This window comes from Acetobacter oryzoeni, from assembly GCF_004014775.2.
Lineage (GTDB): Bacteria > Pseudomonadota > Alphaproteobacteria > Acetobacterales > Acetobacteraceae > Acetobacter > Acetobacter oryzoeni.
Genome location: NZ_CP042808.1, coordinates 84066 through 103559, shown reverse-complemented (window position 1 = coordinate 103559; position 19494 = coordinate 84066). Strand labels below are relative to the sequence as shown.

Genomic DNA, 19494 nt, shown 5'->3' with positions numbered 1-19494 from the left:
ACCTAACTGCCTACACACTAACCACCTGCCGGTTCTGCGGAACTGACAGGTGGCCCCTGAATGGGGAAGCGAATGAGCAAATAAGGTGGTTGGCGCTCATCCGTACCATCATGAAAGCCCGCAAGACGGTTCCACTGCCCCAGTGTGCAATACACATGGGTGTGCGTGCAAAAAATACCGTCTGGAGAAAGAATCCGCGGATCATGCACCATGAGTTCCATGGAACCATCCGTATTGCGGCGAAAAATGGAATCATGCTCAAAATTGGTGGTGTAAATGCGCCCTTGAGCATCTGTTGCCAGACCATCCGCCACACCTTTTTCTCCTTCATCCTTTACGGCGGCAGCCAACGCACTTTCTGAGGCAGACATATCTGACAACACGGCCGTAGGCAGGCTGTACAAGCGGCGACTGGTAAGAGGGGAATAAAATACGCGGCTGGAATCCGGGCTTAAGGTAATGCCATCCACCCCGCCGGTCACAAATTTGGGTTTTTGCGCGGGATCGTATTTAAGCGGCAATCCTTCCACCACAGCCATAAAACCAGCCTCTGCCTGTGTAGAGGAATGTTTCCCCAACACGCGCCGTTGCTGACCTGTAGCAATATCTACCACCACCAAAGCCGGACTGTGGCCGAAGGAACTATCGGTTACGTAAACAATTCCTTCCGCTCCATGCGTAAGGTCCACCCGCAAATCATTCATATGGCTGTCAGGCAACAAAGCTGGAGCTTTTAGAACGATAGAACGCACCAACTTATTGGCAGCAGGATCAAAGCAGACAATTTTTGCAGCACCCGGCTGCAAAGGTAATCCGGCCAATTTGCCATCATCAATTGCCCAGATAAAACCGCGCGTATCCTGTGTCATACCGTGAATGGAAAGCAAACGTTCTGCCGGAGGGATATCTGATGGCATGCTCAGTGCAGCACTTGGCCACGGAACAAGATGGCCATTCACCAATTCCGCCAGCGTGGCCCCTTTATGGTTAATGGCATGCCGTGGAAAGCCTACAAAAACACGGCCATTATCCGTCACCACAATGCCCGATGGCCCCGGCCCATAAAACTCTGCCACAATCTCGAATGACCCGGCAGATTCGTAACCCTGATCTCCATGCACCCCGGTTTGCACAATAGCGCTTGGAGTAGCACGCACAGATTTGGCGAGCGCCAGACCTACCCCCGCACCACCAGCCACAAGCAGATGCCGCCGCGCCAGTTTGGAGCTACGTGTGGGGCTAAACGGCTTCTGATTCAGCGTTATGTTCCGGCGCACCATTCCGTTGTGTCTCCAGTTCTTGGATGAATCTGAAACACAGTGTGGCACAGATTGGCAGATATCCGGGTGTTTTCTGCCCAGCCCTTTCATCACAACACAGCGCAACACAAAAAAATGGCGCCGGAAACCGACGCCATTTTCTTAAAACGTAATGCTCAAAAAACATAAAGGAGCAGTCAGACCGCCCCTTTATGGCTGAACAATTAGTCTTCGCCGTCTGTGTTACGACGACGGATAGCTGCACCCAGGATATCACCCAGGGAAGCGCCGCTATCAGCAGAGCCGTATTCGTTGATGGCCTGCTTGTCTTCTTCCACTTCACGACCCTTGATGGTCAGGGCCAGCTTGCGGGCTGCACGATCAACAGAGATGATCTTCGCATCCACGCGTTCGCCAACAGCAAAGCGTTCCGGACGCTGTTCTGCCTTATCACGGGCCAGTTCAGCGCGACGGATGAAGCCGGTCAGAACGTCATCAACCTTCACTTCGATACCGTTCGTCTGAACAGCGGTCACGGTGCAGGTTACGATGGAGCCCTTCTGAACGCTGGCAAGCGCATCGGCTGCCGGATCTTCCTGAAGCTGCTTGATGCCCAGAGAGATACGTTCTTTTTCCACATCCACGTCCAGAACCTTGGCTTTGACAACCTGGCCCTTTTCGTAGTGCTTCATGGCTTCTTCGCCCGGTTCGTCCCAAGACAGGTCGGACATGTGAACCATGCCGTCGATGTCTGCAGACAGACCGATGAACAGGCCGAACTCGGTGATGTTGCGGATTTCGCCTTCTACGGTGGAGCCAACTTTGTGCTCTTCCGCGAACTGCTCCCACGGGTTGCGCTGAACCTGCTTGAGGCCCAGAGAAATGCGGCGCTTGGCGCTGTCAACATCCAGAACCATCACGTCCACTTCCTGAGAAGTAGCGACGATCTTGCCCGGATGGACGTTCTTTTTCGTCCAGGACATTTCAGACACGTGCACCAGACCTTCAACACCCGGTTCCAGCTCAACAAATGCGCCGTAATCGGTGATGTTGGTCACGCGGCCCGTGAAGCGTGCACCCGGCGGGTACTTCAGGGCAACATTTTCCCACGGATCAGCTTCAAGCTGCTTCATGCCAAGGGAGATACGCTGCGTTTCCGGGTTGAAGCGGATAACCTGCACGCGCACCGGCTGGCCGATCTGCAGAGCTTCGGACGGATGGTTGATGCGCTTCCAAGCAATGTCGGTCACATGCAGCAGGCCGTCAACGCCGCCCAGATCAACGAACGCACCGTAATCGGTGATGTTCTTGACCACGCCATCCAGAATCATGCCTTCCGTCAGGCCCTGGATCAGTTCGCTACGCTGTTCAGCACGCGTTTCTTCCAGAACGGCACGACGGGACACAACGATGTTGCCACGAGCGCGATCCATTTTCAGAATCTGGAACGGCTGGGGCACACCCATCAGCGGGCTAACATCACGCACAGGGCGGATATCTACCTGGCTGCCGGGCAGGAACGCCATGGCGCCACCCAGATCAACCGTGAAGCCACCCTTCACACGGCCATAAATGGTGCCGTTGACGCGGTGATTGGCTTCGAAAGCCTTTTCCAGGCTTGTCCAAGCTTCTTCACGACGTGCCTTTTCACGGGAAAGCACAATGCTGCCGTCGCGGTCTTCATACCGTTCAACATACAGTTCAACGATATCGCCGGGCTTAACTTCCGGCTTTACACCCTGTGGTGCAAATTCACGCAGAGCAACGCGGCCTTCGCTTTTCAGGCCGACATCAACGATAGCGTAATCATCGGTCAGACGAACAACGCGGCCACGAACAACGGAGCCATCAAAGCCCGTGTCCCGGCCAAGGGTTTCGTCCAGAAGGGTTGCAAAATCTTCACCGCGGAAATGGTCCGCAGTCTGGGTTGTGGCTGAAGCCATGTGTAACTGTTAACCTTGGGCCCGCCTGCAATGGGCAAGCAAGCTATTCCTGCGCCCCGCATTATGCGGCACGGCTTACTTGGCATGTCTATAGGGGCCATCCCCTGTAGCCTTTTTGCCAAGCCTCAAATCAAAATAAAAACAAACCTGCATGGTACGCAGTGTTTGATCATGCACAGACACTGTGTACAGGCCGCTTGTCAATACAAACCACCCGTGCACAGCCTGAAAACCGCCAGAAAAACGGCATTACGTTACCACTGTAACACAATTCCGCAGAATTTTTATTCTGAGATTCCAGCGAGTCGTTCTCTTACAATCTGCAATGCTTTTGCCAAAACGGCATCTGCTTCCAGTTCATCTGTTTCAATCACATATGCGTCATCCGCCACAAGCATAGGGGCAGATGCACGCCCGGCATCTGCATCATCTCGCGCACGTAGGGACTCTTCCAGTTCTGCTATACGCGTTGGTGCATCAGGGGCATTGCGGTCTCCACCAAGCTGTAAGAAGCGGCGCAAAGCCCGTGTGCTGGGGGATGCTGTAATAAACAGCTTTACGTCTGCATCTGGAAAAATGGCGGTGCCAATATCGCGCCCATCCAGCACGGCCCCTTTTTCCTGCGCGAACCGGCGCTGCGTTTCCACCAAAGCAGCGCGCACTTCTGGCTGTGCCGCCACCTTGCTGGCAGCCTGTGCCACTACGGGTGTGCGTAAATCTGGTCTTTCCAAATCGGTGGGCAGTAAGCGGGACGCAAATTCCTGCGCAGGAGAAGCCGGATCCTGCCCAGCATCCAACGCCAAGCGCCCAACAGCACGGTAGAGCAAACCTGTATCCAGATACGGCAGATGCAAAGCTTCTGCCAACCTGCGCGCCAACGTGCCTTTACCTGCGGCGGCTGGGCCATCCACTGCGATAACTGGGCCGCCTCGTGTCATGCTACAAACCCCGCGCCAATGCTGTTCATCAGATCCAGATACTGCGGAAAGCTGGTTTCGATAAAAGAGGTATCATCAATTTCCACAGGTTTTTCAGCCACAAGGCCCATAACAGAAGCACTCATAGCCAGACGATGATCCATGTGAGTTTCCACCTTGCCGCCGCCGGGGATATGACCTGCCGTGCCGTACACAATCATATCATTCCCTTCCACAGCAGTGCGAACGCCGTTGTTTTCCAGCAGCGCTACGGTTGCAGCTAAACGGTCGCTCTCCTTCACCCGCAGTTCTTCAACCCCGCAAAAGCGTGAAACGCCAGATGCGTAAGCTGCGGCAACTGCCAACACCGGATATTCATCAATCATGGAAGGTGCACGTTCTGGCGGCACTTCCACGCCCTTGAGAGCAGACGCACGCACACGCAAATCCCCTACAGGTTCTCCGCCTTCTGTGCGTGCATTCAGGATTTCAAGCTGCGCACCCATTTCCTGCAATGTAGTAAACAACCCGGTGCGCAATGGGTTGAGCCCCACCCCAAAAATGGTGATGTCAGACCCAGCCACCAGCAGCGCCGCAACAAGTGGGAAAGCTGCGGATGAGGGATCACCCGGCACGGCAACATCACGCGCCACAAGGTTGGGGCGCCCCTGCAAACGAATGATTCGGCCACCATCTGGCGTTTTTTCTACAGAAACTTCTGCCCCAAAATGGCGCAACATATTTTCTGTGTGATCACGCGTAGCAACCGGCTCTTCTACGCGCGTTTCTCCAACTGCATTCAACCCCGCCAGCAATACGGCGGATTTAACCTGCGCAGAGGCAACGGGAAGGCGATAATCCAGCGGCTTGGGGTCTGCCAAACCACGAATAGCCATGGGCAGACGGCCACCCTCACGCGCAAGGAATGTGGCACCTGTTCCGGCCAGCGGGTCCATAACGCGCTTCATGGGCCTGCGGCGGAGGCTTGCATCCCCTGTCATCACAGATGTCATGCCATGGCTGGCCAAAATGCCAGACAACAGACGGGCTGCTGTGCCTGAATTGCCCATATCCAGCACGTTATCGGGCTCTTTAAGCTGCCCAACACCTGGCCCGCTTACGCGCCACTGGCCCGGCCCTTCCTGCACGGCATCTGCCCCCAAAGCACGCATGGCTGCGGCTGTGCACAGCACATCCTCGCCTTCCAACAGGCCAGAAATATGCGTGGTGCCCTTGGCAAGGGATGCAAACATAAGGGCACGATGGCTGATAGACTTATCTCCCGGCACGCGGATGGAGCCAGAAAGAGGAGCTTGAGCGCGAGAAACCCGTAACGGGCGGGTGGAAGATGTGGTCTGCTGTGTCATACCTTGTTCATTCCGGCGTGTGGGGCGGCAAGTCAATCCGCCAGAAACCATAAAAACTGCTTTCTGCTGCCAGAAAATGCATTTGTTCTGCAAGTCGGGTTTGACAGGACACAAAACACAATGGCATTTGGCGTCGCCTTATAGTCTGGTTCGATTCCATCTCGCGTTGCGGGAAGGTATCAGCCTTCTTTCCGGGGCATCTGTGCCCCCCAATCTGACTGCTCAGGATCGACAGGTAGCAAGATGTCTCAGCCCGATCTCGGCACCAAACGCGTCTGCGTCTCCTGCGGTGCCCATTTTTATGATCTCAACCGCACTCCAGCCGTATGCCCCAAATGTGGCACGGAACAGCCCCCACTGGTGCCCCGTTTGCGCCGGAGTTCTGACACCCTGTCCAACACCCCGGCAACAGCGGCACCCGCCAAGAAACCCAGCGAAGACGACATTGATCTGGATACAGATGCAGATACAGATGCCGATGACGTGCTGGAAGATACCGCCGATCTGGATGACGATGATGATGATGACATCAGCTCTGATATTGATGTCAGCACCGATTCGGACGAACACGATTCCTGATCTGCTGCCATAAACACGGCAAAGAAAAAGCCCGCCTTATGGCGGGCTTTTTTTATGAAGATCTCATCAAATTTTTACGCAGGTGTTGAACGTCTTTCTATTTCCACACCAACGGCTTCGATTTCTTCAAAAACATCCAGCTTTTCAATTCGTACCCGCACCACTTTCACGCGGTTATCCGCCAGCACACCGGCAGCAATACGTTCTGCCAGCGTTTCCACCAGCCTGACATGCCCTTCTGCCACAATCTGACGCACCAGCACGACCACCTGCTCGTAGGAAACGGTACGGCTCAGATCATCCGCACCAATTTCCAGATCTGTGCGGTCATCCACCCCGAATGAAACGGATACGCGAATACGCTGCGACACCCCCTGTTCGTGCGGAAAAACGCCAATATTGGCATCCAGAATCATGTTGCGGATAAACAGGCGGCGCAAAGGCGGCTGATCCGCCCACGGAGCAAAAACAGCCATTTTCTATTCTTCCAATACAACACCGGCTGGCAACGCCGGAGACCATTGTAAATGCTGCCCACCATCCAGCGCCAGCATCTGCCCTGTTACAGAGGGTAAAGCCAACAGCGCCAGTGCGGCGCGCGCAACTTCCTGAGGCGATGTGCCATGCCCCAAAGGCACAGAGGCACATTGCCGGGCAAACTGTTCTTCTGTCTGCCGCGTACTTGGCAATGCCGGCCCGGGCCCTATGGCGTTCACACGTATACCTTTAGGAGCCAGAGCCAGCGCCATTGTCTGTGTTAACGTCCACAAAGCGCTTTTAGACACCGTATAGCTGACAAAATGCGGTGTAAGAGACCACACGCGCTCATCCAGCATATTCAACACCATACCTTGCGCCGTTTCTGGTAGCGCCTTGGCAAAATGCTGCATCAGCACAAATGGGGCACGCAGGTTGGGTTTTAGGTGCGCCATCCAGCTTTCTCGCGTGGCATTATGCCATTCATCCCGCTCAAACGTAGAGGCATTGTTGACCAGCACACCCAGCGGCCCACCCAAGGCAGCCGACGCCTGTTCGACCAGAGGTTCCACCCCTTCTTCGCGCGCCAGATCTGCTTGCAACAGGCAGCTTTTCTGCCCGCATGCGTTAATGGCGGCTGCAGTTTCCTGCGCATCTTCCTGGCCTGAGCGATAGTGAATTGCCACATCAAAGCCAGCCTGAGCCAACTCCAAAGCTATGGCACGTCCAAGCCGAGCCCCTCCGCCCGTCACTAACGCACGACGGGGAATGACCGCCGAAATGGGAAAACCATCCAGTGGCATCGTATCAGCCTCCTTTATCGTCATGCTGGGCGCCGGGCACCCAGTGCTGCGGCCAGAGTGCCATCATCCAGCACATCCAGCGCCCCACCCATGGGCACGCCTTGCGCAACACGGCTGACAGTTACACCACCATAAGGCGCAAGCTGATCCATCAGCCAATGCATGGTGGTGGCACCTTCCACCGTTGCACCTAGTGCCAGAATAATTTCGCGCACCGTGCCTTTGTTCAGCTTTTCAAACAGCGGGGCTACGTCCAGATCTTCCGGCCCAATTCCCGCCAATGGAGAGAGTGTGCCACCTAGAACCTGATACACACCACGGTGCACACCTGCCCGCTCCAGCGCCCACAGATCACCCACTGTTTCCACAACACAGATCAAGCCCTGATCTCGCAAAGGATCAGAGCAGATATGGCATGGATCTATCGTATCCAGATTACCGCAGGATGAGCAGGTTTTTATGGCATTGCCTGCCCGCTCCATTGCGTGCGCCAAAGGCGCAAGCCGGGTTTGCGGCTCCTTGAGCAAATACAATGCAACCCTGCGCGCAGAACGCGGGCCAAACCCCGGCAACCGGCCCAAAAGCCGGATAAGCTGCTCTATTTCCTGCCCACCCATACCGGACAATTCTGTTACTCGTTCCGCTGTATCAGAACGGCAGTTTCATGCCGGGCGGCAGGTTGAGGCCACCTGTCACTTTCTGCATTTCTTCTGCCGCTTTTTCATCCAGCTTTTTGCGCGCATCTGCACAGGCGGCCACGATCAGATCCTGCAGCATTTCCATTTCTTCCGGATCAGCCAGTTTGGGATCAATTTTAATGGAGCGCATGTCCCCTTTGCCACTCAGCACAACCTGCACCATGCCTGCGCCGGCTGAACCTTCAATGTTCATGGCTTCCAGCGTGCTTTGCATTGCTTCCATTTTGGACTGCATCTGCGTAGCCTGCTTCATCAATGAGGCAAGATTTTTCATCAACTATCCCTTTATTCTCAAAACTGCCCTGTCTTTGGCAGCCTGTTGCTATATGTCACACCACACAGCCTGAGGGGCGTGCATTACCTGCTCACCGGAGTCAGTCTGGAGACATGCCCGGATCATAGGGCCGTTCATCATCATCCAGAAACTCTGCATCCAGCGGTGCAAAAAGCAGCTCGGGCACAGGTTCTTCTGGCGGTAGGCCGTAATCATCCAAACCGTGATCGCGCACTTCGCCCAATTCCGCATCCGGGAAAAACTTGAGAATGGCTTTTACCAGTGGATGCGCTTCAGCTTCCTTACGCCGAAACTGGATGATCTCAGCACCTTGCGCATCTAGCGTAGGTTCGCCTTCTTCTTCCGAAAGGCCGACCCGCCAAGACATACCTGTGGCACGGTCCAATACTTTGCGCAGTTCTTGCGCAGCGCCTGCAGGCACGTGCTGCTCAAACCGCAACACAATATGCCCCGGCGCAAAGGACACCAGATGTGCTGCATGCCGAAGCTGCCCGTGCAGGATGGCTTCTTTCTGGTCCTTCACCAAAGCCACGGCTTCTCGCCATGTACGCGGATGAGGGAGAGTTTGCGCCTCAACAGATGGCGTAGGCACCGGAGCCGCCACTGGCACGGCAGCAGAAATGCTTTGCCCACCACTCACCATACGCAACGGCGGCGGCTGATGCCCTGCAGAAACAGATGGTGCTGGCACAGCAGAAGTGCCCCCAGCAGTTGGCATTCCAGAACTTGCACCCATACTTGGCGCAGTTCCCCCCTGTCCTGCCGAACTTCCTGCTCCAGAAAGTCGTTTTATTAAATCTTCTGGAGATGGCAGGTCCGCCACATAACAGAGGCGAATAAGCACCATATCCGCGGCAGCTCGCCTATCAGATGCAGCTTCTACTTCCTGCATCCCTTTTACCAGCATCTGCCATGCCCGCATAAGCACCGGCACTGTAAAAGTATCCGCCATATGCGTGCCGCGCACACGCTCGGCTTCTGGCATATCTGCTGAATCGCGCAGACTGGGCACAGCACGCAAGCGGGAAACCGTGTGCACCAGCTCCAGCATATCCCCCAGCACAAGGCCGGGGTCTGCCCCGCGTGCGTATGCGGCATCCAGCAACGCCAAAGCCTGCTCAGGCTTACCTGTCAGCACAGCTTCCAGCAGATCGAACACCACTTCCCGATCCGCCAGCCCCAGCATGTCACTGATAACTGTGGCGCCAATAACGCCATCTGCATCAGTCTGCCCTGTACCCTGCGCTATGGCCTGATCCAGCAAGGAAAGCCCATCACGCACCGAGCCATCAGCCGCCCGTGCCACCAATGCCAGTGCATCTGGCGACAGACGCACATGTTCTTTTTCTGCAATGCGGGAAAACAGCCCCACCAGTTCAGATTGCGGAACACGACGCAAATCAAACCGCTGGCAGCGTGAGAGCACCGTTACCGGCACCTTCCGCAGTTCTGTAGTGGCAAAGATAAACGTAACTTGTGCTGGTGGCTCTTCCAGCGTTTTGAGCAACGCATTGAAGGCATTGCGAGAAAGCATATGCACTTCGTCAATAATAAAGACCTTCATGCGCCCCTGCATGGGGCGGAAGCGCGTGGCCTCTATTATCTCGCGCACATCATCCACGCCGGTGCGGGAGGCGGCATCCATTTCCAGAACATCAGGGTGCCGATCATTTAGAATGGCCACACAGTTGGCACACACACCACATGGATCTGCCGTTGGGCCACCCTTGCCATCCGGCCCAATACAATTAAGAGCGCGCGCGATAATACGGGCCGTAGTGGTTTTACCCACCCCACGCACACCAGTAAGCATAAACGCATGTGCCACCCGCCCAAGCGCAAATGCATTACGCAGCGTGCGCACCATGGCTTCCTGGCCAATCAGATCATCAAATGTGGTCGGACGATATTTACGGGCCAACACCCGGTAAGGTGATGCTGCCTGATCCTGCTGCGTTGCGGGAAGCTGTTCTGGCGCCTGCTGGGCGGGCTCATCACCAAACAGACCGGGGCCTTCCATTTCAGGATTGGGAAGTCCCTCATCCTGAGGAAGCTGCGCGTCTGTTTTGTCGCTCATGCCTTGCCCGAAGAAAAAGTTCACGCCTTGTTTTATATGCGAAACACGTGCCGCATTGGCGGAAAATAACGGGTGGAAAGCCGAACAATGACCCGGACGAAACTTACCATGGCTGCTTCCTTCCGGATCTGACCGGGTTGGCAAGGTATCCGTCCACTGCCGACTTTCCGCTTTTTACATAACACTAAACGGGTGCACATGCCAACCCTGTGTAATAGCCACCAAAGCCCGTTGCTTTACCTTCTGGCCATGAACAGGCTAAAAACAGAGCACCCCAGAAGCACAGACCTGTGTATTAAGAGAGTTTTGCGCGTGTTTTTATTCCGCCCTTCCACTCCGCTTTTTCGGCCACTTGCTTTGGCATCCCTCTTTTTTATGGGCTCTTTTGCTGCATCAGCAGTCGCGCGTGCAGATGATGATCCGCCGCCCCGTACAAACATGCCCAATGTGCAACTACAAAAAGAGCTGGCTGTCCTACACTTTAAACCAGAAGCAGCCAGCCCGGCCTGTATTGATGCCCTGAAGGAATTGCACAAAACACAGGATATGCTCAAAGCTGAAGAAGCGCGGTCCCATGATCAGGATCTGGCTATTGCGGAGGATGTGCTGGAATCCGATTTTGAAAACTCCATAGAAATGTGCGCCCCAGATGTGCAGCGCCTGTGCGAAGCACCCAACCCTTCCGCTGAACTGGCACATACTTGCGAGAAAATTGACAGCCTGCCTGATTCTGCAAACTAATTTTTCTTTAAACCCAGAAAGGCTTGGCCCTGCATGCACAATCGCACCTTCTGGCGCGCTGTTTCTTGCCCGGCCGGGCCTTATGGCTGGCTACCCCTTATTCTGGTTGCAATATTATTTTTTATAATCGGCTTTGTAACTTGGTTAAACGGCCCGCTGATCTCCTTTGTAAAAATTGCATTTTCTCTTGATGACATAAGTGCATTTTTAGTTCCTGTCGTTTTTTATATTTCCTACTTTTTATTCGCTATTCCAGCCGGTAAAATTGTAACAAAACAAGGCCTGCGGCAAAGCCTGATATATGCCTTAAGCATTATGACAGCAGGCATGATTGTTACAGGCCAGTTTATGAAAGCGGCATCCTACCCCGGCACATTATGCGGATTTTTAATTCTGGGTAGCGGATTGGCGCTGCTGCAGGTTGCGGTAAACCCTTATATAAGCTTTTTAGGCCCAAGTGATCGCGCTGCACAACGCATTGCAATTATGGGCATTTGCAACAAAGTTGGCGGCATTTTAGCGCCTGTTGCTTTAGCGACTTTCGCTATGCCGCATATCGAAAATTTACAGTTCTCTTATAGAAATCCGGCTTTACAGCAACAATTTATTTCCACACTTTACTGGTCTTATATAGGCATGGCTGCACTTTTGGCACTGACCACTTTATATATAAAGTTTTCAAGTTTACCTGATATAAAAACGCCTCTTTCAAACGATAAAGAATGTAACACTCCAACAAAATTCAATCCCAACTTGTGGTTGGGTGTTATTGCCATGTTTCTTTACGTGGGCGTAGAAGTTCTGGCAGGCGATGCTATTGGCACCTATGCATCTGGGTTTCATATTCCATTAAATATCTCCAGTCTTTTCACATCAGCCACGCTTTTTTGTATGCTTTGTGGGTATCTGGCAGGGTTAATATGTGTGCCGCGCTTTCTATCTCAAGAGCGCGCTCTTTTGCTCTCCTGTTTTGCGGGCTCCACCCTAAGCGTTTTGGCATATATGGCGCACGGATATGTTTCTGTTGCATGCATTACGTTTCTTGGATTTTCAAATGCCATGATATTCCCATCTCTTTTTCCAACTGTTTTAAACTCCACTCAAAATAAAACCTCTTTTGTATCTGCGTTGCTGGTTATGGCATATTGTGGGGGTGGCATTGTGCCGCAATGCTTTGTGTGGCTAAAATCCATTATAGGATTTCAGGCAGCATTTTCAGTATTATCTTGCATATGCTATTTTGTAATTTCTTTATTTATCCTATTTTTTTCAAAAAAATCTCACACCACAACCCTCTGATGGCTTTCTAATATGACCGAACTTTCTGGAAATCTTGTGCTCCCAAATACAATTGTAAGCGGAAGCATAAATTTTGAAACCACAATTCAGAATATTACCCCGACCAAGCATGAAACAGACCGCTATATCCTCCCGGGCTTTATTGATGGTCATATCCATGGGGGTGACGGTGCAGATACAATGGATGGTGTAAAAGCCATTCACACACTCAGCCAGTTTCATGCCCAACATGGCACGACAACATTGTTGCCTACAACAATCACCAGCCCGTGGCCTGATGTTATCAGCACGTTGCAGGCTATTGCTGAAGTTACCAGGCAGCAGATTCCCGATGGCCCCATGATACATGGCGCACATCTGGAGGGGCCTTTTGTAAGCCCACATAAACTTGGCGCCCAACCGCCGTTTAATATTCCACCAACACCAGATAAAGTTTCAGAAGTTCTTTCCTTAAACTGCGTGCGCGTAGTGACATTGGCGCCAGAGTTGCCACATGCACAAACCGCCATGGAAAGTTTTGCCAAAGCAGGCATACGCGTAAGCCTTGGCCATACAGTTGCCAGTTATGAACAAGCCCATCAGGCTATTTGCCATATTTGCAAAGCTGGCGGCGTGGCTGGTGGTACGCATCTCTTTAACGCCATGCCTCCCATTGAAAGCCGACGCCCCGGCCCTGTCACGGCCCTTATGTGCAGCGATGCCTATGCTGAAATGATTTTTGATACACACCATATTCACCCAGCAACATTCCAGTTGGCGCAACGCGTTATGCCGGATCGGCTTGTTTTTGTAACCGATGCCATGCGTGCTGCTGGTTTGCCAGATGGCCCAAGCCAACTTGGCGGGCAGGCCGTGATTGTAGAAAACGGTACAGCACGCTTGCCAAATGGTAGCCTTGCAGGAAGTGTGCTGACACTCGATGTCGCACTACGTAATGCCGTGCATACCGGAACGCCATTACACGAAGCTGTAGCGCTATTAACGCGCAATCCGGCAAACTATCTGGGCTTGCATGACCGCGGCACACTGGAAACCGGAAAACGTGCTGATTTTGTTGTAATGGATTCTAACCTGCATGTGCAGGAAGTATGGGTAGGTGGCCAGCGCATTCATTAAAAAACGGGAAGAGTTTTTGTTTTTCTTCCCGTCTTAACATGCCCGATTTACTCTGAAAGTTGCAGAACGCTTTCTACACCTTTGCGCGTACCAAGCACTGCAGCTTTTTCTTTTACTGTCAGCTTGTGCTCAACTTCAGAAACCGTGTGAGATTCGGAAAGTTTCACCAAGCCAACCAACTGATCTGGATTGATAGGATCACCAGCTTTACGTTCTGGTGGCAGCATGGCCATATGTGCCTGCGCCAGCCCTACATCTGCACGCAAAGCGCGCAAAGCATCTTCTGGAAGCTCTGGAGCCTCATCACTTTCGCGGTCCTGTTCAACCTTTTTTAGAACATCCGGCATATTGGTTTCTTCTGGCACCAGAAGTAGACCTGCTTTACGAAAATCCAAGCCCACATTACGGCTGCTGGTAAAAGCCACCAGAGGAATGGAAAAAACCAGCCCCAACAAAACAGGTGTCATCCAGAAAAACAGTGATGGGGAAACAACCCATGCTCCAGCACCCAACAATAAGCCGAAAATGGTAAAACGCCCATATTGGCGCACAATATCCATAAACGGCACGCCGCCATCATCTCGCCGCTGCGCATTCCAACCGGAATCATGGCCTGTGAGAATGGAGAATACGCCAAGCGTTTGAATCAACATGGCTATTGGGGCAATCAAGCCACCAATCAGCGTTTCCACCAATATGGAACCTGCTGCACGTATGGCACCACCACACCCTTTGCAATTTTCTCTATCCAGCAAAAGCGCGATATAAGCGAGAAGTTTTGGTGCCAGCAGCACAATCATGGTGCCAATAAACACGTACTTCGCCTGCACTGGATCAACATGTGGCCAGTGCGGGTAAAGAAGTTTTGTTTCACCAAAATATTCAGGCCGTTCAAAATGTGCCTGAAGGGAAATGAGAATACCAGTTAGCAAAAATACAAGCCACAAAGGGGATGTTACATAAGCCCCGATACCCACAATCATGTGCATCCGGCTAACCCAATGCAGCCCCTTTGTTGGCAGAACCTTGACGTGCTGAAGGTTGCCTTGGCACCAACGCCTATCACGAATAGCAACATCAGTAAGAGAAGGCGGGCTTTCCTCATAAGAACCATCAAGCGCTGGCACCATATGTATGGCCCACCCCCCACGGCGCATCAGAGCAGCTTCTACAAAGTCATGGCTCAGAATATGCCCACCAAAAGGTGGTTTGCCCGGCACATGCGGCATACCCGCCTGTTCGGCAAACGCGCGTGTGCGGATAATGGCATTATGGCCCCAATAATTTCCTTCGGAGCCATGCCACCATGCAATACCGTAAGCAATAACTGGCCCATACACGCGGCCCGCAAACTGCTGCAAACGCGCAAAAAGCGTTGTGCCACCAGTAATAACTGGAAGTGTCTGTATTAGCCCTACGCCGGGGTTACGCTCCATAGCGGCGGCCATACGCACAAGCGTAGCGCCAGACATAACGGAGTCTGCATCCAGCGTAACCATATGGTCATACGCTCCGCCAAAGCGGCGCACCCATTCCCCTAGATTACCTGCCTTACGTTCCACATTGTTATGGCGACGGCGATAAAAGATATGATCATATCCGCCAGTTTCTTCACGCAGTGCCAGAAATGCAGTTTCTTCTTCTACCCATACATCCGGGTTTGTTGTGTCCGACAAAATAAAGAAATCGAACGCAGCCAGTTCTCCTGTTTCCTGCAAACTGGCGTAAATGGCTTTCAACCCCGCCATAACGCGGCGAGGGGGCTCGTTATACGTAGGCAGCAAAACAGCGTTCCGCCGTGTGAGCTGAGGCAGAGGACCAGATTTGCTAATCCCCAGTCCAAGCCCACCATGTGCAACCAGAGAACAGAACCCGGCAACCGAAGATGTAAATGCCAGCGCAATCCACATAAACAGAGCAATAAACAACAGCAGCATGATCACACCCAAGGTGGAAACACCTGCCTCATCCATCACTTTATGTGTGCGCCATGCGCCATAAGCCGTTAGCAGCAAAGCTGATCCAATAACAGCCAGCCGACGCAGCACAATATTCCGTGGAGAGGTTACAGGCGTGCGGCCACGCCCTGCCATATTAGGTGCAGCATGAAAATTTTGCACCGGCATATCCAGCGGAGATTCTGAAGGAAGAGCACGAAACATTTGTGTAGAATCCGGCATGTTTACGGCGTCCATCGGTACAGCCACTGTTCAGATACTGGCCCGGCATCTGTTTCCAGCGCGCAGCTTAGATCCGCCACCTTGGCATCGCCCGGCACAAACTCAAATGTCGTGCGCCACCCGTTGATTTCCGGGTTTGACTCTACAACAACATTGCGAATTGTACCCGCAGATGCCTGGGGTGAAACATGAAAATGCGTATCCTTTGGCAGATGCTCAAAAGGTGCACCCACAAAATCTATGGCAAAAAAGCGGGCAGTTTTATCATCCACCACAGCGCCAACACGTGTGGCACCAATACGCGCCAGTGGCGTGGGGAAAGGTGCATCCCACCCCCAGTACATACGGTAGGTAAAGCTGTACTCCTTGCCAGCCAGCAAAGGTTCCTTTGGCCGCCAGAAGGCAACAATATTATCGTTCACTTCATTGGGGGTAGGAATTTCAACCAGATCTACCCAACCGGAACCCCAATCTCCAATAGGCTCAATCCACAAGGAAGGGCGCTTTTCATAATGCAAGGCCAGATCTTCATAATCATGAAAAGAACGCCGACGCTGCATCAACCCGAAACCGCGCGGAGAAGTATCGGAAAATGTTGAAAACTGGAGATCAAGCGGATTACGCAATGGGCGATACAGCTGTTGGTCTGCACCTGTCCACATTTGCAGGGCTTCGCTATCATGTGCAGCGGGGCGCCAATCATCAATGTGGTTGCGATCGTTCCCATCAAAATAGAACATGCCCGTAAGTGGCGCGATGCCAGATTGTTCTATTTTGGTACGTGGAAATAATGTGGACTGCACATCAAACACCGTACTTTCACCCGGGCGGATGGTGAAACGAAAAGCCCCCGTAAGAGACGGACTATCCAACAGTGCATGAATAACAACAGATTGCACGCCAGGCTCAGGTTTTTCCAACCAGAACGCACGGAAAAGAGCAAACTCCTCCCCTTTAGGGTCCCCCGTGCCATCAGCAAAACCACGAGCAGAAAGCCCGTAAATCTGGTCTTTCCCTACCGCACGGAAATATGACGCCCCAAGGAAAACACAGAACTCTTCCATCACGCCAGGGGTGTTAATAGGGGCACGTAAGCGCAAGCCTGCAAAACCCAGATTATCATCCACCCGCAAAGAAGGATCTGCATACGTAAACAAATCTGGCGAGTAAGGAACCGCCGCCGCCTGCCCATTTTGCACTTCGTAAATTTCAATCCGCGGTTTGTATAAAAAACCACGCGGATAAAACTCCACATCAAAGCCCAAATTATCGCCAGCCCATAAAGCGCGGTCTGCACGGTAGGCAATACTGCGGAACTGATCAAAATTCAGGTTTGAAAGCGCCTTTGGCAGGGTCTGATCTGGTGCCTTGTAAGCCCCATTACCCAACCTGCGAGCAATCTGCGCAACTGTGTTATCATCAAATGCACCCGTGGCATTTGCCAGCCCTTCGGCATGAGCCCGCCCAATGGCACCCCCTACCAGCGAAACCAGGGTGGCACCTGCCCCTGCCTTGATTACATCACGTCGCTGCACATTTGCTGACACGTCTGTCTCCCGCTCTTTTGCTAAATTTTATGGGATGGTTTTTTCATTGTTCTGAATAGACCCATCTCATTCTGGTGAGGTTTTTTGTGGGCACGCAGACAATAAATTTTCTAATTCCGTTATATCGGAACGCGCTGCCTGTGCAGCCTTCTCTTCAATCTGACGGTACAATGTGACAACAGTTTTACCTGTAGGGGTAAGAAAAGCCCCACCACCACCACCGGGCCGCGTAATAACCAAAGGTTCCTTAAAAAGCTGGTTCAGATTATCTACCAACAACCATGTCCGGCGGTAAGACATACCCATGGCACGCCCTGCCGCTGAAATGGAACCTGTTTCTTCCAACTTTTCCAGAAGATGTATCTTGCCGTGCCCCAGCGCAGGTTTGCCATCTGCATCCAGCCGCAATGTCAGTTTTACTCGTGCCGTCATGCCTACCCACTTTTCCAGTTATCAGCCTTTGAGTTGAATAACTGTATAAGGAAAAAACGGAAATTCTATATGACTCACAGCGCAGATAGCACTTGGCGTTCCATGACACCAGATGATCTTACCGGTGTTATGACATTAACTGCCTGCATTCACCCTGATTACATGGAAGATTGGGCCGTTTTTGAAGAACGCCTGAAACTTGCGCCCGATGGCTGCTTTTCTCTTGTGCGAGATAAAGAAGTGCTTGGCTATCTGATAAGCCACCCATGGCAAGGCCTTATTTCCCCGCCATTAAATACATTACTGCATACCCTGCCTGATAAAGCAGACAGTTGGTATATTCATGATCTTGCTCTTTCCCCCGCAGTTAGAGGGCAAGGATTTGCACAACAAGCCTTATTATTGGCTGAGAATGCTGCGCGCAGGCATAATCTGCATATTCTTTTACTTACATCCACCTGCCACGCCGTTAGCTTTTGGCAGAAAGCAGGCTTTACAGATGCCCCAACCAATAAAGCAGAACAGGCGGTGCTGGCATCTTATGATGCACAAGCCCGCCTGCTTCAACGCCCTATAGACTAGAAGAAAGTTCAGTCGCCTTCATGGTGTTCTGGCGCCACCATCATGGCCTCGGCAACAACACCGGCATGTTCACGCACACGGCGTTCAATATCAGCGGCCATTTCTGGATGATCACGCAGGAACTGCTTGGCGTTTTCACGCCCCTGCCCAATGCGCTGACTATCGTATGAGAACCAAGCCCCGGATTTTTCAACAACACCGGCTTTTACACCAAGGTCGATCAGTTCACCCACCTTGCTGATACCTTCACCGTACATGATATCGAATTCCACCTGACGGAAAGGCGGCGCCATTTTGTTTTTGACAACCTTTACGCGCGTCTGATTACCCGTAACCTCATCCTTGTCCTTGATTGATCCGATGCGGCGAATATCCATACGCACAGAGGAATAGAACTTCAGGGCGTTACCGCCCGTGGTTGTTTCCGGGTTCCCAAACATCACCCCAATTTTTAGGCGAATCTGGTTCAGGAAGATCATCAGGGTATTGGAACGCGCCACCGTGCCCGTCAGCTTACGCAGCGCCTGGCTCATCAAACGTGCATGAAGGCCAACATGGCTATCGCCCATATCCCCCTCCAGTTCTGCACGCGGCACCAATGCGGCAACACTATCCACAACCAGAACATCAATAGCGCCGGATCTTACAAGTGTATCTGCAATTTCCAGTGCCTGCTCACCGGCATCTGGCTGGCTGATCAGCAGGTTATCTACGTCCACGCCCAGTTTTTTTGCATAACCGGGGTCTAACGCGTGCTCGGCATCAATAAAGGCACATGTTCCGCCACGTTTTTGCGCTTCTGCAATGGCATGCAGTGCAAGCGTGGTTTTACCAGAACTTTCTGGCCCGTAAATTTCTACCACACGCCCACGGGGCAACCCACCAATTCCGAGCGCAATATCCAACCCAAGGGAACCAGTAGGGATAACATCTGCCTCTACTTTGGGCCGCTGCCCCAAACGCATGACAGAACCTTTGCCAAAAGCACGTTCAATCTGTCCTAGCGCGCCTTCGAGAGCCTTTGCCTTATCCATTTTTACCATTCCCTTCCTGTGGGCCGGACTGCCAGATGTTGTAAGGCCCCTGAATGTGCATAACGCACCATGCACGAAAGATTATGCGTTTAATTCCTGCCATAAAGCCCCTGCGGCAGCAACGAATGTACCGGGAACCGCTTTATGG

Annotated in this window: 18 protein-coding genes and 1 other RNA gene; 5 read left to right on the top strand and 14 right to left on the bottom strand. The window is 52.6% G+C overall.

The window, feature by feature from the left end; genetic code table 11:
- Window positions 1–17 precede the first annotated feature (17 nt).
- The 4 genes from EOV40_RS00530 to aroA all read right to left on the bottom strand — a co-directional run bounded on the left by EOV40_RS00530 (window position 18) and on the right by aroA (window position 5537).
- Entirely contained in the window at window positions 18–1370 is a 1353-nt protein-coding gene (locus tag EOV40_RS00530; RefSeq protein ID WP_208729290.1) for an L-dopachrome tautomerase-related protein, read from the bottom strand.
- A gap of 113 nt (window positions 1371–1483) precedes the next feature.
- The gene (gene rpsA / locus EOV40_RS00520) at window positions 1484–3202 is read right to left on the bottom strand and encodes a 30S ribosomal protein S1 (protein ID WP_042786349.1); all 1719 of its coding nucleotides are present in this window, start codon (window positions 3200–3202) and stop codon (window positions 1484–1486) included.
- A 284-nt stretch (window positions 3203–3486) separates the two neighbouring features.
- Entirely contained in the window at window positions 3487–4140 is a 654-nt protein-coding gene (gene cmk, locus EOV40_RS00515; RefSeq protein WP_128104737.1) for a (d)CMP kinase, read from the bottom strand.
- Window positions 4137–5537 (bottom strand): 3-phosphoshikimate 1-carboxyvinyltransferase, encoded by a 1401-nt coding sequence (gene aroA, locus EOV40_RS00510; RefSeq protein WP_208729215.1) that lies wholly within the window; start codon window positions 5535–5537, stop codon window positions 4137–4139. The genes cmk and aroA overlap by 4 nt, the downstream gene beginning before the upstream one ends.
- Window positions 5538–5729: 192 nt before the next feature.
- On the opposite strand from aroA, the gene EOV40_RS00505 reads away from it, so the two are divergent.
- Window positions 5730–6065 (top strand): TIGR02300 family protein, encoded by a 336-nt coding sequence (locus EOV40_RS00505; protein ID WP_050818983.1) that lies wholly within the window; start codon window positions 5730–5732, stop codon window positions 6063–6065.
- A gap of 74 nt (window positions 6066–6139) precedes the next feature.
- Here EOV40_RS00505 and folB read toward each other — a convergent pair whose 3' ends face one another.
- The 6 genes from folB to ffs all read right to left on the bottom strand — a co-directional run bounded on the left by folB (window position 6140) and on the right by ffs (window position 10584).
- Window positions 6140–6541: a dihydroneopterin aldolase gene (gene folB / locus EOV40_RS00500; RefSeq protein ID WP_003624885.1), complete on the bottom strand. Its 402-nt coding sequence runs from the start codon at window positions 6539–6541 to the stop codon at window positions 6140–6142.
- 3 nt (window positions 6542–6544) lie between these two features.
- Window positions 6545–7345, bottom strand: coding sequence for an SDR family oxidoreductase (locus EOV40_RS00495; RefSeq protein ID WP_128106165.1), 801 nt, complete (start codon window positions 7343–7345; stop codon window positions 6545–6547).
- Window positions 7346–7365: 20 nt separating this feature from the next.
- The gene (gene recR / locus EOV40_RS00490) at window positions 7366–7962 is read right to left on the bottom strand and encodes a recombination mediator RecR (RefSeq protein ID WP_003624888.1); all 597 of its coding nucleotides are present in this window, start codon (window positions 7960–7962) and stop codon (window positions 7366–7368) included.
- Between the two features lie 31 nt (window positions 7963–7993).
- Window positions 7994–8317, bottom strand: coding sequence for a YbaB/EbfC family nucleoid-associated protein (locus tag EOV40_RS00485; RefSeq protein WP_003624890.1), 324 nt, complete (start codon window positions 8315–8317; stop codon window positions 7994–7996).
- A gap of 100 nt (window positions 8318–8417) precedes the next feature.
- A complete protein-coding gene (locus EOV40_RS00480; protein ID WP_128104735.1) occupies window positions 8418–10415 on the bottom strand; it encodes a DNA polymerase III subunit gamma/tau in 1998 nt (665 codons plus the stop codon).
- Between the two features lie 71 nt (window positions 10416–10486).
- Window positions 10487–10584, bottom strand: an RNA gene (gene ffs / locus EOV40_RS00475) — signal recognition particle sRNA small type.
- Between the two features lie 29 nt (window positions 10585–10613).
- Here ffs and EOV40_RS00470 point away from each other — a divergent pair.
- From EOV40_RS00470 to nagA, 3 genes are read left to right on the top strand one after another with little or no spacing between them, the layout of a single operon-like run.
- Window positions 10614–11156: a hypothetical protein gene (locus EOV40_RS00470; RefSeq protein WP_167506836.1), complete on the top strand. Its 543-nt coding sequence runs from the start codon at window positions 10614–10616 to the stop codon at window positions 11154–11156.
- Window positions 11157–11189: 33 nt separating this feature from the next.
- Window positions 11190–12455, top strand: coding sequence for a glucose/galactose MFS transporter (gene gluP / locus EOV40_RS00465; protein ID WP_128104734.1), 1266 nt, complete (start codon window positions 11190–11192; stop codon window positions 12453–12455).
- A 12-nt stretch (window positions 12456–12467) separates the two neighbouring features.
- Complete coding sequence (gene nagA / locus EOV40_RS00460) at window positions 12468–13571, top strand: N-acetylglucosamine-6-phosphate deacetylase (RefSeq protein ID WP_128104733.1); 1104 nt, start codon at window positions 12468–12470, stop codon at window positions 13569–13571.
- Between the two features lie 47 nt (window positions 13572–13618).
- Here nagA and mdoH read toward each other — a convergent pair whose 3' ends face one another.
- The 3 genes from mdoH to EOV40_RS00445 form a co-directional block, all read right to left on the bottom strand.
- Complete coding sequence (gene mdoH, locus EOV40_RS00455; protein ID WP_208729214.1) at window positions 13619–15751, bottom strand: glucans biosynthesis glucosyltransferase MdoH; 2133 nt, start codon at window positions 15749–15751, stop codon at window positions 13619–13621.
- A 2-nt stretch (window positions 15752–15753) separates the two neighbouring features.
- Window positions 15754–17298, bottom strand: coding sequence for a glucan biosynthesis protein (locus tag EOV40_RS00450; protein WP_128104731.1), 1545 nt, complete (start codon window positions 17296–17298; stop codon window positions 15754–15756).
- 66 nt (window positions 17299–17364) lie between these two features.
- Entirely contained in the window at window positions 17365–17730 is a 366-nt protein-coding gene (locus EOV40_RS00445) for a winged helix-turn-helix domain-containing protein (RefSeq protein WP_087651664.1), read from the bottom strand.
- A gap of 69 nt (window positions 17731–17799) precedes the next feature.
- On the opposite strand from EOV40_RS00445, the gene EOV40_RS00440 reads away from it, so the two are divergent.
- Window positions 17800–18312: a GNAT family N-acetyltransferase gene (locus EOV40_RS00440; protein WP_128104730.1), complete on the top strand. Its 513-nt coding sequence runs from the start codon at window positions 17800–17802 to the stop codon at window positions 18310–18312.
- Window positions 18313–18320: 8 nt separating this feature from the next.
- Here the strand turns inward: EOV40_RS00440 and recA are convergent, their stop codons facing one another.
- A complete protein-coding gene (recA, locus tag EOV40_RS00435) occupies window positions 18321–19346 on the bottom strand; it encodes a recombinase RecA (protein ID WP_280114343.1) in 1026 nt (341 codons plus the stop codon).
- Window positions 19347–19494: the final 148 nt, after the last annotated feature.